Genomic DNA, 15,039 nt, shown 5'->3' with positions numbered 1-15,039 from the left:
ATCCTGCGGCATCAGGGCAGCCGCCACAGCGGCGGCTCGTCCATCAGGGCAATCTGTTCGCGTAGCGACAGAATCTGCTCCTCCCAGAAACGCGGCTGGGCAAACCAGGGAAAGGCAGCGGGAAAGGCCGGATCATGCCAGCGCCGCGCCAGCCAGGCGGCGTAGTGCAACAGGCGCAGCGTGCGCAATGCTTCCAGCAAATGCAGCTCACGCAGATCAAAATCGCAGAAGTCCTCGTAGCCGGCCAGCACGTCGCCAAGCTGGGCGGATTGCTCCTCGCGCGTGCCGGACAGCAGCATCCACAAATCCTGCAGCGCCGGTCCCATCCGGCTATCGTCAAAGTCGACAAAATGCGGGCCATCGTCCGTCCACAGCATATTGCCGTTATGGCAATCGCCATGCAGCCGCAACTGCCGTACCGCACCGGCACGGTCGAAACAACGCCTTACACCATCCAGCGCCTGTGCCGCCACGCCGCGGTACACCTCGCGCAGATCGGCCGGCAATACATGAGCATCCAGCAGATAGGCAACCGGCTCCTCGCCAAAGCTGTGGATATCCAGTGCGGGACGGTGCTGGTACGGTGCCACCTGCCCCAGTGCATGGATGCGCCCCAGAAAGCGGCCTATCCACTCCAGCGTGTTGCTGTCACCCAGCTCCGGCACCCGGCCGCCGCGGCGGGTAAACAGCGCAAAGCGGAAATCCTGATAGTGATGCAGGCTGGCATGGCCAAACAGCATGGGCGGCACCACGGGAATCTCGCGTTCGGCCAGTTCCAGACTGAAGGCATGTTCCTCCATAATCTGCGCATCGCTCCAGCGTCCCGGGCGATAAAACTTGGCCACCAGCGGCGGGCCATCCTCCATGCCCAGCTGATAGACACGGTTTTCATAGCTGTTGAGTGCCAGCAGGCTGCCGGAGGCTCGCAGCCCCAGACTTTCCACTGCATCCAGCAGGACATCTGGCGTCAAGCCGGCAAAGGGGGGCATGGTTTCTTGGGTCATGGCGGCATTATACGTACAGATCACACATCACTATCCATTGCTGTCCGCACTCGGCTAGTATCCAGAATGGAAACACCCACTTTGCAGGAGAATGTCATGCATCCCAGCGACTCGCGCCACGACAGGAAGCTGCTGTCCCTGCCCGCCGAAATTGCCGAAGCCACCTGGACGGGCTGGCAGTGCATCGCCCATACCTTGCACCATCAGCGTTGCGAACCGGCCAGCGACCGGCGCAGCCAGCTATTGCACCTGCTGCGCTGGCTGGCCGGCAATCTGTTGCTGGTCGGGCTGCTCTACCTGCTCTACCGATATTCCCGTTTCTGAAAATACACCATGCCGCTGAAAAACCTGTATGCCCGTCTACCCTCGGTAGACCGGCTGCTCAATCATCCCCTGCTGGAAAAGGTGCTGGACCGCCACGGCAATGCCGCACTGGCCGCCGCCGTGCGCCAGACCCTGGACGAAGCCCGTCAGCACATCCGCAGCAACAACAGCCTGCCGCGCTGGGCCGAAGACGAACACCAGTTGGCCTCCCTGGCCAGCCAGCGGGTAAGTACCCGCCAGCAGGTCCGGATACGCCCGGTATTCAACCTCAGCGGCACCGTACTGCATACCAATCTGGGACGGGCGCCGATGGCGGAGGCTGCAGTCGAGGCAGTCAGCCGCGCCATGCGCGAAGCGGTAACGCTGGAATACGATCTGGATGGTGCTGGCCGTGGCCATCGGGATAGCGCCATCAGCGAATTGCTGCAGGAACTGACCGGTGCCGAAGCCGCCTGCGTGGTCAACAACAATGCCGCGGCGGTGCTGATTCTGCTGTCCACCGTGGCAGCCGGGCGTGAAGTGGTGGTATCGCGGGGAGAACTGGTGGAAATCGGTGGTGCCTTCCGCATGCCGGATGTCATGCGTCAGGCCGGTTGCAAGCTGGTAGAAGTGGGCGCCACCAACCGCACCCACCTGCGCGACTACCGCCAGGCCATCAATGCGGAAACCGGCTTGCTGATGAAAGTACACACCAGCAACTACCATATTGAAGGCTTCACCCACAGTGTCAGCGAAGCCGAACTGGCCGAACTGGCACACCAACATGGCCTGCCAGCAGCCACCGACCTGGGCTCAGGCGCACTGATCGACCTGTCTGCCTACGGCCTGCCGGCGGAACCCATGCCACAACAGATGATTGCCCAAGGCGTGGATCTGGTCAGCTTTTCCGGCGACAAGCTGCTGGGCGGCCCACAAGCCGGGCTGATCATCGGCAAGAAAAGCTGGATAGACAAAATCCAGCAACATCCGCTCAAGCGCGCACTACGCTGCGACAAGATGACACTGGCGGCACTGGAAGCCACGCTACGGCTTTACCTGCAGCCAGACCGGCTGGTGCGCCAGCTTCCCACCCTGCGCCGGCTGGTACGCGCGCAGCCAGACATGCAGCAACAAGCGCTACGCCTGCTGCCCTTGCTGAGCCACTTTGCCGGCAACAATTTCGACACCGCAGAACAGGCCTGCCTGTCGCAGATCGGCAGCGGCTCGCTGCCGGTAGATCGCCTGCCCGGCTGGGCTATCACCTTCAGTCCGCGTGATGGTCGCGGCAGCACGCTGGAAGCACTGGCCAACCGGCTACGCAGCCTGCCCGCACCGGTGATTGGCCGCCTGTACGATGGCAAGCTGTGGCTGGATTTGCGCTGTCTGGAAGATGAAAGCGCCTTTCTGGCCAATCTGCGCCAGGCAGACCCGGCGGGCAATCCCGGCTAGCCGTGCCAGCGGCTCCAACCCAGGATCAGCACCAAGGCCGCCACACCCCAGCACAGGGTGGCGGCAGCCAGCGCCCAAGGCAGACGCAGGCGGTCCAGCAGGCAATACAGGCTGAACAGGTAGACAAAATAAGGCAGCAAGGACCACATGCCAAACAGCAGCGTGGTCTTGAGTGCTACTGCACCGCGCTCACTACCGACAATGTAATGGGCAATCAGCGCAAAAGTGGGGAATAGCGGCACCAGGCCGGCAATATAGTAATTACGCGAGCGCGACAGCAGGCTGATCAGCACTACCGCCAGCGCGCCGAGCAGGGACTTGAGCAACAGAGCCAAGATCATTCCACAGCAGGATGGATAACAGGCACCATTCTGACATGATCAGCCGCCAACAGCGCCGAAATGCAGATCATTCTTATTATTGTTTTTATTTACCGAAACAAACGGCGCAATTAATAAAAACTTAAGCCAGCTATGGCATACTGCACTTCCCCACCAGATCCGGACTGTTTTGCCATGACCATACACCCCAGCCATTCCCCACACGAAACCGTGGACGAAGCCGCGCGCAACAAGGCTGCGCACCGCAGCACCATGGTCAGCGTCTGGGTCAATATCGTCCTGGCCAGTGCACAAATCCTGATCGGGGTGTTTGCCAGATCCCAGGCGCTGATCGCGGACGGGATTCACTCGCTGTCCGACCTGCTCTCCGACTTTGTTGTGCTGCTGGCAGGCCATCACAGCCGCAAAGCACCGGATGCCGACCATCAATACGGCCACCAGCGCTACGAAAACGCCGCCTCGCTGGTGCTGGGCCTGCTGCTGCTGGCCGTGGGCATTGGCATGCTGTGGTCGGCCGCAGTGAAGTTTCATGACCCCTCTGCCATCCCCACCGTACACAGCGTGGCCCTGTGGGTTGCCATCACCGCGCTGGTTTCGAAAGAAGTGCTGTTCCGCTTCATGCTGGCAGTGGCGCAGCGGGTACGCTCCAGCATGCTGGTGGCCAATGCCTGGCACGCGCGTTCCGATGCCGCTTCCTCACTGGTCGTGGCCATCGGCATCATCGGCAACCTGATGGGTTATCCGATTCTGGACCCGGTTGCCGCACTGATCGTAGGCTTCATCGTGGGCAAGATGGGCTGGACTTTTGCCTGGAATTCACTGCACGACCTGATGGATCGTGCCGCCGACACCGAAGAAGCAGATGCCATCCGCCACACCCTGCTGGCCACCAGCGGCGTACGGGCGCTGCATGATCTGCGCACCCGCAAGATGGGCGACCTGATCCTGGTGGATGTTCACCTGGAAGTCGATGGCCATATGAATGTATTCGATGCCCATTCCATTGCAGAACAGGCACGCGCACGGGTGATGGCCGCCCATCCGGTGCTCAATGTCATGACCCACATCGACCCGGTGGGCCTGGAACACCCTACAGATCGCTCCGTCGCATGATTTTTGCCACTGCCGGCCATGTCGATCATGGCAAGACCGCCCTGCTCACCGCGCTAACCGGCCAGAATGCCGACCGCTTGCCGGAAGAGAAAAAACGCGGCATGACCATAGACCTGGGTTATGTCTACCTGCCGCTGGCGGACGGACGGGTAGCCGGCTTCATTGACGTACCGGGCCACGAGAAATTCCTGGCCAACATGCTGTGCGGCCTGTCTGGCATTCCGCATGCCTTGCTGATCGTTGCCACTGACGACGGCATCATGCCGCAGACACGAGAACACCTGGCCATCCTGCAGCTAAGTGGCATTCCCCAGCTCAGCGTAGTCATCAGCAAGTGCGATCTGGCTGATTCCCGCCGGCAACAGGCAGTGGCCAAGGACATCCGCCAACTGCTGGCCGCCAGCCCATGGCCAGATGCACCGCTCTTTCCGGTATCCAGCCACAGCGGCGCGGGGATTGCGCCATTACGCCAGCACCTGCTGCAACACCTGTCAGCACTCCCCTCCCCTGCCGGCCAGCGTTTCCGCCTGGCCATAGACCGCGCCTTCAGCCTCAGCGGTGCCGGCCTGGTAGTCACCGGTACCGCCCTGGGCGGTCAGGTACAACTTGGCGACCGGCTCTGGCTCAGTGGCAAGGATGAGCCACTCAGGGTGCGTAGCCTGCATGTGCAAAATACCGCAGCGCAGTCTGGCCAGGCCGGGCAACGCATCGCACTGAATCTGACTGGGGATATTGAAAAGAAAGACATCCAGCGCGGTGACTGGCTGTTCAGCACCACAGCGCCTGCACCTAGCAGCCGCATCACCGTCAGCGTGCAGGCCATCGCCCCCCTGCGGCACTGGCAGGCCTTGCATATCCACCATGCAGCACGCCACATTACCGGACGGCTGGCACTGCTAAACCGCAGCCAACTGGCTGCCGGAGAAACCGCCCTGGCCGAACTGGTTCTGGACCAGCCATTGTGGATGGTTTGCGGTGATCGGCTGATCCTGCGCGATGCCAGCGCACGCGACACCCTGGCCGGCGCACGTCTGCTCGAATTGCAGGTACCGGGCCGCGGCAAACGCCAGCCGGCCCGGCTGGCTTATCTGCAGCAATTGCAGCACGCCACACTCACCCCCGCCGACAGACTGCAACTGCAAAGCCGGCAGCAGACCGTGGTGCTACAGGATTTTGCCTGGGACATGCAGCTGGATGAACCCGCCCTGCAACAATTGCTGCAAGCCAGTCCCGGCCAGCAAGTGGCCGGACGGTTCTATCACCTGCAACACTGGGAAGCCATGCAGGACACCTTGTTGCAACGGCTGGCCATGCTGCACCAGCAACAGCCGGACCAGTTGGGTGCCAGCCGAGGCCGCCTGCGCCGGCTGGCCCTGCCCACCGAGCCGGAAAGCACGCTCAACCTGCTGGTGGAACAACTGCTGCAACAGGGCCGGCTGCTGCAAACCCGCGGCTGGCTACACCTGCCACAGCATGTACTGGCCTTCACCCCGCAGGAGGAGCAGCACTGGCAGCGACTGTCATCCTGCTTTGTCGGCAGCGAAGCACACTGGGTGCGCGATCTTGCCGACACCCTAGGCGACGATGAAGGGGAAACACGCCGCCTGCTGCACAAGGCTGCGCGCTTGGGACATGTGGTGGCCGTGGTGCAGGACCGCTATTTCTCCAGCGCCAGCATGCAGGCCATGGCTGACATCATCCGCCAGCTCTGCCAGCAACACGGACATGCCGACGCTGCCGCCTTCCGCAACCAGCTGGGCTGCGGCCGCAAGCTGGCCATTCAGATACTGGAATTTTACGACCGCACCGGCTTTACCCGCCGCCTGGGCGACCGCCACCTGCTGCGCGAAAACCTGCTGTTTTCCAGCAGTCAAACCACTGCAGCGCAGCACGCTTTCCCGCCGACGTGAAACCGGTATAATCAGCCGGCATGGAAGAGAGGCATCCCCGGTGGGGTGGCTGGTCTTCAAAACCAGAGGGGGCCGCCAGCGGTCCCGGGTGGGTTCGACTCCCATTCTCTTCCGCCATCAACAAGCCACGCCAAGCCGCGTAAAACCGCGTTAAACCAAGGCCCAGCAACGGTTTCAAACTAACAGCGCTGACGTGATGGCGGCTTTAGGCGGCTTCATGCGGCGTCAGAATTCGCACAAATTTCGCACAAGAAACTGAAGGAAATGCAACCTGGGCGCAGCACCCTGAGTGCGTGCGGATATGAGAAGTGGCAATGATGCAAAATACGGGCGCAGAAACCATGCGCAAAACGCATGAAACCGCATGAAGGCAACCAGGTGCAATTCCAGCACAAGAGCCTTGCCACGGGCTGTTTACGGGGCAATCATGCAGCTGCATATTTTTCGACGCCTCAAGTGGGCGGGCGGGGTGGGACAGCAGCCATGCCGGAAAGCGGCACCATCCTGCCTGGCCGCAAGATAGCGGTGGCCGCTTCATGAAACAAAACAGCAAGCGCGCGGCGCTATGCGTCCCTGCCCTCTCATCCAAGCACCTGCGCGCCGGTCAAGGCCACTTGCCTACCGGACAACACAGATGACAAAACCCGCATTACTGCGGGTTTCATCGTCATTCTGCCGTAATGGTTGTAGCGCGCGGGCCAGGGCTCACCCAGTCATGCCAGCCAGGGTGCGGCGATAGTACTCAAGATACACCGCATAAAGGTGATGCAGCACGCTGGCACTGCGGCGGCCTGATTTGGACAGGCATGCCTGCCGGGCGGCATTCAGTTCGCGCAATTCGTAGGGCATCAGCACGATTTCATCACGCGACTGGAAAACCGAATAAACCGATTTCAGGTTTTCAATGGCATGCTGGATCAATCTTGCTTCGGGAGAATGCACATTTACATACAGCACATGAAATGCCTTGAACAAGGCAATCAGCTGGATGATCCGGTCGCCATCTCCCTTGCCGGAACAAAGATCCGAACAACAGGAAGTCAAATTCTGTTTGATATTTATCATCTTGCCACACCGACCTTCACTGACTATTGCCGGACATCACGCAACTGCCGTGACATGATACAGCCCGGATTCAACACCTCACTCACCACTACCGACGGCCAGCAGCAACAAGATGCCTGCCGCGATTCCGATATTCCCAGCATGCCAGCCAGATTCCCGCATGACAGCCGGGCACGGTGACAAGACCGTTCACCTTGTACCAAAGGGCAGAAAAACACAGGCATACCTGCCAAGGATAACACTCTTGACTGACTTGCCAAGTGAGCGCAGCAAAGCAAATTATTGCGAATACTCGGCAGATTATTTAAAAGTCATAACAAGTAAAAAATGATCATCCATATCCATTAAATAGCTGCAACAGCGCTGCCAGCCAGCGTGTATTGCCGGACAAACAGTCATGATCAGGGCTGATCAACCGTCCGCTCACCGCATGCAAGCATGCCTAAAGTCGTGTTCTGGCAGAACTTTCTCCAGCACCCTGCCATCTTCTATAACAGATCATCAAAGCCCGCACGGGCTGGGGGATAAGATAAATGTTCAATCAACATCTGAAACAGCGGATTGCACAGTTGGAGCAGCAACTGGCCGCCTCACGGCAACTCGAAACGGCGCTGGACCTCTCCATGGCGCAAATTCGCTTTAGCCCAGATGGCACCATCAGCGCGGTCAACCAGAACTTCCTCGACACCATGGGCTATACCAGCCCTGAACAACTGCTGGGCAAACCGCACAGCATGCTGTGCGATGCAGCCTATGCGGCCAGTGCCGACTACCGCAAGCTGTGGGAAGGGCTGCGCCGCGGCGAGAGCTACCACAACCGGGTGCGCCGCCTCTCCCGTGATGGCCGCACCGTCTGGCTGGAAGCAACTTACACCCCGATACTGGATGCGCAAAACCGGGTGGTCAGCATCATCAAGCTGGCCACCGACGTCAGCCATAGCGTGCAAGAGGCCGCTCGCAACAAGGCCATCCTGCAGGCCATCAACCAGGCGATGGCCGAAATAGAATTCACCCCGGATGGACAGATCATTGATGCCAATGAAAATTTCCTGAACGTAACAGGCTATACCCGCGACAGCCTGATCGGTAAACAGCACCGCATGCTGTGTACCGCCGAATTTGCCGCCAGTCCGGAATATGCCGCCTTGTGGGAACGCCTGCGCAATGGTCAGCACTACAGCGGACGTATCCAGCGCCTCACCCGCGACGGCAGACTGATCTGGCTGGAAGCCAATTACAACCCGGTGCGGGACGAACAGGGCAGAGTGTGCAGCGTCATCAAGTTTGCCACTGACATTACTGCCCAGATCACCCAGCAACAGCAGGAACGCGAGTCTGCCTTGCTGGCTTACTCATCCTCGCGTGAAACCCAGTCGCTGGCCGACGCCGGTGTGTTCGACATCGAGCAGAGCATTGAAGACATCATGAATATGGCCAACAACATCGAGCGTGGCAGCCAGCAGGTACAGCAACTGGGTGAGCGTTCGCAACAGATCGGCTCCATTGTGCAAACCATCAAGGAAATTGCCGACCAGACCAATCTGCTGGCGCTGAATGCAGCCATCGAAGCCGCCCGTGCCGGCGAGATGGGCCGTGGCTTCGCGGTGGTGGCCGACGAAGTGCGCAAGCTGGCAGAACGCACGTCGAGTTCCACCGTACAAATCAATACCATGGTGCAGGACATCCAGAAGCATACCCTTACTGCCGTCGCCAGCATGGACAGCCTGCTGGCCCAGGCCAATGGCACTGTGCAGCTATCCCAGCGGGTAGGAGAAACCATTTCCAGCATCAATCACCAGGCCAAAGGCGTGGTTGCCGCAGTCAGCCGTTTTGCCGACATGAAAAACCGGGATACACATGACGCCAGCTAGCACACGAGGGTAAATCCGAATTGGCAGCGGCAGCATGAACATTATCTAATGCAGCCTGAACCCTGCTCCTGCCTGTTGGAGGCCCCGCGCACCATGAAAATCGGCCTGTTCATTCCCTGTTTCATCAACGAACTGTTCCCCCATGTGGCCATGGCCACGCTCGAACTGCTGGAAAGCCTGGGCTGTGAGGTGGACTACCCGCTGCAGCAATCCTGTTGCGGCCAGCCACTGGCCAATAATGGCGATAGCAAGGGCGCTTGTGACGCCGCTAAGCGTTTTACCGCAGTGTTCCAGCAATACGACTATGTAGTCGCCCCCTCCGGCAGTTGCGTTTCGCACGTCACCCACCACTATGACTGGTATATTGCGGAAGACCCCGCCTACCAGCAGCTCAAGCCCAAGGTCTACGAAATCATCGAATTCCTGCAAGATGTGCTGAAGCTGGAAAAGCTGCCCAAGCCGGTGTACTTCCCGCACAAGGTTTCCATTCACCAAAGCTGCCACGGCCTGCGCGAGCTGCATCACGCCAGCCCGTCCGAACTGATGATGCCCTATCACTCGCGCCTGGAGTCCATCCTCAAGCTGGTGGATGGCGTGGAAGTGTTGCTGCCGGAACGCCGTGACGAATGCTGCGGTTTTGGCGGCACCTTCTGCGTGGATGAGCCGGAACTGTCCACCGCCATGGGCGAAGACCGCATTGCCCAGCACGAAGCCACCGGCGCGGAATACATCGTCGGTGCCGACCCCTCCTGTCTGATGCATATGGGTGGCATCATCCGTCATCAGGGCAAGACCATCCGCCCGCTGCACATCGTGGAAATCCTCACCGGCCGGGGAGCAGGCGCATGAAAGACGACAGCGTAAAACACCCGCAGGCAGCGGCTGAATTCCTCAAGGACCGCGCCCAGGCCAAGTGGCACGACAGCGCCATCTGGTGGGTAAGACAAAAACGCGATGCCCAGGCCAAGCAACTGCCGGAGTGGGAAGAACTGCGCCGGCTGGCTCGCGAGATCAAGGCACATACCCTGTCGCAGCTGGATGACTACCTGGCCCAGTTTGAAGCCAATGCGCAGAAAAACGGTGTCACCGTACACTGGGCGGCCGATGCCGACGAGCACAACCGCATCGTGCACGGCATTCTGGCAGCACGGCAGGTGAAGAAGCTGGTCAAGTCCAAGTCCATGCTGACCGAAGAGTGCGGGCTGAACCCTTATCTGGAACAGCGCGGCATCGAGGTGGTGGATACCGACCTGGGCGAGCGCATCGTGCAATTGCGCCACGAAGCCCCCAGCCACATCGTGATGCCGGCCATCCACCTGAAAAAAGAACAGATTTCCGAACTGTTCCACAAGGAGCTGGGCACCGAGGCCGGCAATAACGACCCCACCTACCTCACCCACGCGGCACGGGCCAATCTGCGCGAACACTTCCTGTCCGCCGACGCCGGCCTGACCGGGGTGAACTTTGCCATTGCCGAAACCGGTGGCGTGGTGGTGTGTACCAATGAAGGCAATGCCGACCTTGGCACCAGCCTGCCGCCGATTCACATTGCCAGCATGGGCCTGGAAAAAATCATTCCCAAGCTGGAACACCTGGGCGTGTTCACCCGGCTGCTGGCCCGCTCCGCCATCGGCTCGCCGGTAACGACCTATACCTCGCATTTTCACCAGGCGCGGCCCGGTGGCGAGATGCACATCGTCATCGTGGATAACGGCCGCAGCGAGATTCTGGGCAATGAAGACTTTTACCAGAGCCTGCGCTGCATCCGCTGCGGTGCCTGCATGAACACCTGTCCGGTTTACCGGCGCAGCAGCGGCTTTAGCTACAGCTACATCATTCCCGGCCCCATCGGTTCTACCCTTGGCCCCAGCCGCGACATGAAAAAGCACGGCAGCATGGCCTTTGCCTGCAGTACCTGCGGCTCCTGCTCCAATGTCTGCCCGGTCAAGATCAATCTGCACGAACAACTGGTACTGCACCGCAAGAAGGCGTTTGAGCAGAACCTGCTGCCAGTCGGCAAAAAAATGGGTTTGCTGGCCATGCGCTTTCTCACCCAGCACCCAGCGCTGTTTGACCTGAGCGGCAAGGTGATGCGCAAGGTGGTACCCATCATTCCGGAAAGCCTCACCCGCCACAGTGCCTGGAGCCGAGCCGGACGGGATGTTCCGCCGATGCCGGCACAAAGCTTCAAGGAGCTGTACCAACAGCGCAGTCAGGACAAGCAGGACAAGGAGGGCCAACAATGAGCGCCCGTGACAACATACTGGCCCGCATTCGCCAGAACCGGCCGCAAGCATCAGCGCTGCCGGATATTCATGCCGTACCGTTCATCCGCTACGACAACCAGTTTGAAGCGTTTGCCACGCTGATCCGCAATCTGGGTGGCGACGCAGTCCAGTTGCAGGATGGCCAGAGCGTGGCCGATGTCGTGGCCGCACGCTGGCCGGAAGCCGGTCGCACCGTCGACCTGACCGTGGCTGGGCATGAAGAAGTGGATGATCCGCACGCCTGGCATGACGTCGACGTCGCCATCGTCCCAGGCCAACTGGCGGTGGCGGAGAATGCCACGGTGTGGGTCAGCCATCCGGACAACCGTTTCCGCTCGATTTACTTCCTCACCCAGAAGCTGGTACTGGTAGTGCCGCGTGAGGCGATGGTAGACACCATGCGCGATGCCTATGCCCGTATCGAAGTGGCAGAACACGGCTTTGGTGCCTTCATTTCCGGCTCCTCACGCACGGCGGATATCGAACAAAGCCTGGTGATGGGTGCGCACGGTGCCATGGCGGCCCTGGTGATATTTGTCTGATTTGTACGCACGGAGCATTGCTTCCTTGGGGCCCCTGCGGGGGCCTTTTTTCATATCAGCCCGCCCCATGAAAAAACCGCCGGTCCAAAGACAGGCGGTTTTGTGGTGTCACTGCAGTCAGGCGATCAGCGGCTGACTTCCACCTTGTAGCGCGGCGGCAGCAGCAAAGCCGGAATCTCGCGCTGTGCCTTGCGGCTGCGGCGGCTGCTACCGGCAGGCTTGATGGTTTTCAGGCCTTCGCCAGACTTGCCCGCCATCAACGCGGATGCCGGTACCGACATCGGATCACGCAGGGTTTCGCGCGCAGGGGCACGCGGGGCGGAACGGCCATGATCACGACCAGCATCACGCTCGCGCTCGTGTCGATGAGAGGATTCCTCACGCGGCGCAGCCGAGCCTGGCTCAAAGCCGGACACCACTTGCGGCGTCAGCGTTTGACGGGTCAGCTTTTCAATGGCCTCATGCTGACGGGTTTCCGCCGGACTCATCAGCGACATGGCCACCCCGCTGGCACCGGCACGACCGGTACGACCAATGCGATGCACATAGTCTTCCGGCGAATTGGGCAATTCGTAATTCACCACGAAGGGCAGTTCACTGATATCCAGGCCACGCGCTGCCACATCAGTGGCTACCAGCACCCGCAGATTGCCTTCCTTGAAGGCGGACAGGATTTCCAGCCGCGAGGCCTGTGCCTTGTCACCATGAATGGCTTCGGCCACCAGACCGTCACGTTTCAGATCCCGCGCCAACTGGTCAGCGCTCAGCTTGGTCTTGCAGAACACGATGACCTGGCTCATGTCACGGCTCTTGATCAGATGGCTCAGCAAATAGCGCTTGCGACCAGCATCGACGGAATACACCAGTTGCTCAACGTGTTCATTGGTGGCATTTTGCCGCGCCACTTCCACGGTTTGCGGGTCTTTCATGAAGTCGGCGGCCAGACGCTTGATTTCCGGTGCAAAGGTGGCCGAGAACAGCAGGGTCTGCCTTTCCTTGGGCAGCAGGCTCATGATCTTGCGGATATCCTGGATGAAGCCCATGTCCAGCATGCGGTCGGCCTCGTCCAGCACCAGCACTTCCACCTTGTTTAGCTGGATGCTTTTTTGCTGGATGTGGTCCAGCAAACGGCCCGGCGTGGCAATCACCACTTCCATGCCACGCCGCAGCTCGGCAGTCTGCGGGTCCATATTCATGCCGCCAAACACGGTGGTGGCTCGCAGCGGCAAATACTTGGTATAGGTTTTTACATTCACGCCAATCTGGTCGGCCAGCTCGCGCGTGGGCGACAGCACCAGCGCCCGCACCGGGTGCATGGCCGGGGAAACACTGGTATTGGCGAATTTTTTCAGGCGCTCAAGAATGGGCAGCATGAATGCCGCTGTCTTGCCGGTGCCGGTTTGTGCAGCAGCCAGCAAGTCGCGTCCGGACAGCACCAGCGGAATGGCCTTGGCCTGGATGGGCGTAGGCTCGGAATAACCCTGTTCTTCAATGGCACGAAGAATCTCGGGCGACAGCCCGAGTTCGGAAAACAGCATGTGTGTGCTCCTGCAATTCGATTGGGCGATATCATCGCAGCATGCGACGCATCCCCCTTGTTCATGAACATGGCCAGGCCAAAATGGCAACGCCGCCCATCAGGGGCGGCGGTAGGCAGGCATCAGGCCATGTGGTTGGCGATACTGAGCAACAGGACGACAAACAGCCATAGCAAGGCTGAACGCCAGACCAGTCCGACGGCACTTTTCAGAAAGGCCGGATCAGCCTCGTCACCCAGGCCCAGTTCGGGCCGGAACTTGATGGAGTAATCCTGTCTGAGCGGATCGCCCAGCTTGACCCCCAGCGCACCTGCTGCCGAGGCCAGAAGAATGCCATTGGCGTAGTTACCCCAGGTTCTGGCCTGGGAGCGCCAACAGTAAACAGCATCTTCGAAGTCACCCATCACCGCAAAACTGGCAGCGGTGAGGCGTACCGGCAACCAGTCCAGCCAGGCTGCGGCACTGCCGGCAAAGCGGCCAAACCGGTCTTCTTCTGCCTGACGGCTCCCCCACTTCTGCCCCAGCATGCTGCACAGACGGTACAGCAAGGCACCGGACGGACCAGGCAACAGCACAAACCAGAACATGGTGCCGAAGACATGACGGTAACTGTCCACTACGCCTTGCTCGATCGCCAGCCGGGAAATCTCGCCCACCGACAACTCAGCAGCCGGTTGGCCAGTCCAGCGCGACAGTGCAAGGCGTGCGTCCAGATCACGCCCTTCAGCCAGCGCCAGCGAAATCTCGGAAAAGGCACTGGAGAAATGGCGGAACCCCATGGTGAGATACAGCACCAGCACATTCCACAGAATGGCCAGCAGCGGATTGGCTGCATAAAGGGCGTAGTACACGCCCAGGCTCAGCAGCACCGGCGGCAGGATGGCCAGCATCCACGCAAAGACGCCGTGCCGGTTGGCACCGGCATTCAGATTGCGTTCCAGGTGATTGGCATAGCGGGTAAATATATGCCAGACGCGGTTACGGTTGCCCAGGGGGCGCAGCTGTTCAAGTGCCAGCGCAAATATCAGGGAAATCAGGGTCATCAGATTATGGATGGTGGTTTGCTCAGGCCCAGTGGCGAAGATACCACAAAGGGGCAGGTACGCCCACCACATCGCATCTGCCGAGCGACGTGCAGGGGAAAATACGGATCAGGCAGAACCCAGAAAGCGGCGTCCGCCAACCGGCTGCGGCTGCTGGCCGCCACGGTCGTAACTGAGGGTGGCGGCAGCGGCCTGACGCAATACGGCCAGTGATTCTTCCACCTGCCCCAGTTGCTGTTCGATAAAACTGCCATTGAGCTGATTGATGCCCTGGGCACGATGGATGAGATCTTCCAGTGCCAGCCAGGCCTGGCGTTCTTCGGGCTTGTCGGCCAGCCAGATGTACACGGTATCGCTGTCGGACAAGCCCAGCGACTTCATCAGCCTGGCGCGAGACTGCGAGTGCATGGCCAGTTCGTCCAGCACCTTGCTCTTGCTGTCAGCCAGGTCCTCCAGCAGGTGTACCTGGCCGGCAATCATCACCTGCTGCTCCTGTTGCAGCAGCTCCACCAGACGGGCCACTTGCGCAGCCTCGGCCCGGCACAGATCGGCAAAACCTTGTTCTTGCGTCATTGCAGCTTGACCATCGTGCC

The 15,039-nt window shown here is 60.1% G+C and carries 15 protein-coding genes and 1 tRNA gene; 10 read left to right on the top strand and 6 right to left on the bottom strand.

The window, feature by feature from the left end; all coding sequences use genetic code 11:
* Positions 1-11 precede the first annotated feature (11 nt).
* Positions 12-1,004 carry a serine/threonine protein kinase gene (locus DLM_RS01010; protein ID WP_089083977.1) on the bottom strand — a complete coding sequence of 331 codons (993 nt, stop codon included), beginning with the start codon at positions 1,002-1,004 and terminating at the stop codon, positions 12-14.
* 96 nt (positions 1,005-1,100) lie between these two features.
* Between DLM_RS01010 and DLM_RS01005 the strand changes: the two genes are divergently transcribed.
* Together DLM_RS01005 and selA are read left to right on the top strand one after the other, a co-directional pair.
* Complete coding sequence (locus tag DLM_RS01005) at positions 1,101-1,328, top strand: hypothetical protein (protein WP_089083976.1); 228 nt, start codon at positions 1,101-1,103, stop codon at positions 1,326-1,328.
* Between the two features lie 9 nt (positions 1,329-1,337).
* Positions 1,338-2,756, top strand: a complete 1,419-nt coding sequence (gene selA, locus DLM_RS01000; protein ID WP_089083975.1) for an L-seryl-tRNA(Sec) selenium transferase — start codon at positions 1,338-1,340, stop codon at positions 2,754-2,756.
* Here selA and DLM_RS00995 read toward each other — a convergent pair.
* Positions 2,753-3,097 carry a GlpM family protein gene (locus DLM_RS00995; RefSeq protein ID WP_231959978.1) on the bottom strand — a complete coding sequence of 115 codons (345 nt, stop codon included), beginning with the start codon at positions 3,095-3,097 and terminating at the stop codon, positions 2,753-2,755. The genes selA and DLM_RS00995 overlap by 4 nt on opposite strands.
* A gap of 174 nt (positions 3,098-3,271) precedes the next feature.
* Between DLM_RS00995 and DLM_RS00990 the strand changes: the two genes are divergently transcribed.
* The 4 genes from DLM_RS00990 to DLM_RS00975 all read left to right on the top strand — a co-directional run bounded on the left by DLM_RS00990 (position 3,272) and on the right by DLM_RS00975 (position 6,660).
* Entirely contained in the window at positions 3,272-4,210 is a 939-nt protein-coding gene (locus DLM_RS00990) for a cation diffusion facilitator family transporter (RefSeq protein WP_089084088.1), read from the top strand.
* A complete protein-coding gene (gene selB, locus DLM_RS00985; protein WP_089083974.1) occupies positions 4,207-6,120 on the top strand; it encodes a selenocysteine-specific translation elongation factor in 1,914 nt (637 codons plus the stop codon). The genes DLM_RS00990 and selB overlap by 4 nt, the downstream gene beginning before the upstream one ends.
* A 22-nt stretch (positions 6,121-6,142) precedes the next feature.
* Positions 6,143-6,237, top strand: a tRNA-Sec gene (locus tag DLM_RS00980).
* A gap of 237 nt (positions 6,238-6,474) precedes the next feature.
* Positions 6,475-6,660, top strand: a complete 186-nt coding sequence (locus tag DLM_RS00975) for a hypothetical protein (RefSeq protein WP_089083973.1) — start codon at positions 6,475-6,477, stop codon at positions 6,658-6,660.
* A 165-nt stretch (positions 6,661-6,825) separates the two neighbouring features.
* Here DLM_RS00975 and DLM_RS00970 read toward each other — a convergent pair whose 3' ends face one another.
* Positions 6,826-7,185 (bottom strand): hypothetical protein, encoded by a 360-nt coding sequence (locus DLM_RS00970; protein ID WP_089083972.1) that lies wholly within the window; start codon positions 7,183-7,185, stop codon positions 6,826-6,828.
* Positions 7,186-7,718: 533 nt separating this feature from the next.
* On the opposite strand from DLM_RS00970, the gene DLM_RS23820 reads away from it, so the two are divergent.
* The 4 genes from DLM_RS23820 to DLM_RS00950 are packed head-to-tail and all read left to right on the top strand — an operon-like array spanning position 7,719 to position 11,865.
* A complete protein-coding gene (locus tag DLM_RS23820; RefSeq protein WP_089083971.1) occupies positions 7,719-9,056 on the top strand; it encodes a methyl-accepting chemotaxis protein in 1,338 nt (445 codons plus the stop codon).
* A gap of 48 nt (positions 9,057-9,104) precedes the next feature.
* On the top strand, positions 9,105-9,905 hold the full coding sequence (locus DLM_RS00960; RefSeq protein ID WP_231959976.1) for a (Fe-S)-binding protein: 801 nt from the start codon (positions 9,105-9,107) through the stop codon (positions 9,903-9,905).
* Complete coding sequence (locus tag DLM_RS00955; protein ID WP_089083970.1) at positions 9,902-11,302, top strand: lactate utilization protein B; 1,401 nt, start codon at positions 9,902-9,904, stop codon at positions 11,300-11,302. Before DLM_RS00960 ends, DLM_RS00955 begins: the two co-directional genes overlap by 4 nt.
* On the top strand, positions 11,299-11,865 hold the full coding sequence (locus DLM_RS00950) for a LutC/YkgG family protein (protein WP_089083969.1): 567 nt from the start codon (positions 11,299-11,301) through the stop codon (positions 11,863-11,865). The genes DLM_RS00955 and DLM_RS00950 overlap by 4 nt, the downstream gene beginning before the upstream one ends.
* 125 nt (positions 11,866-11,990) lie before the next feature.
* Here DLM_RS00950 and DLM_RS00945 read toward each other — a convergent pair whose 3' ends face one another.
* The 3 genes from DLM_RS00945 to DLM_RS00935 form a co-directional block, all read right to left on the bottom strand.
* A complete protein-coding gene (locus DLM_RS00945) occupies positions 11,991-13,403 on the bottom strand; it encodes a DEAD/DEAH box helicase (RefSeq protein ID WP_089083968.1) in 1,413 nt (470 codons plus the stop codon).
* Between the two features lie 122 nt (positions 13,404-13,525).
* The gene (locus DLM_RS00940) at positions 13,526-14,446 is read right to left on the bottom strand and encodes a CobD/CbiB family protein (protein WP_089083967.1); all 921 of its coding nucleotides are present in this window, start codon (positions 14,444-14,446) and stop codon (positions 13,526-13,528) included.
* 108 nt (positions 14,447-14,554) lie between these two features.
* The gene (locus DLM_RS00935) at positions 14,555-15,019 is read right to left on the bottom strand and encodes a flagella synthesis protein FlgN (RefSeq protein ID WP_089083966.1); all 465 of its coding nucleotides are present in this window, start codon (positions 15,017-15,019) and stop codon (positions 14,555-14,557) included.
* Positions 15,020-15,039: the final 20 nt, after the last annotated feature.

The organism is Aquitalea magnusonii (genome assembly GCF_002217795.2).
Lineage (GTDB): Bacteria > Pseudomonadota > Gammaproteobacteria > Burkholderiales > Chromobacteriaceae > Aquitalea > Aquitalea magnusonii_B.
This window is presented reverse-complemented; position numbering and strand designations above follow the sequence as displayed.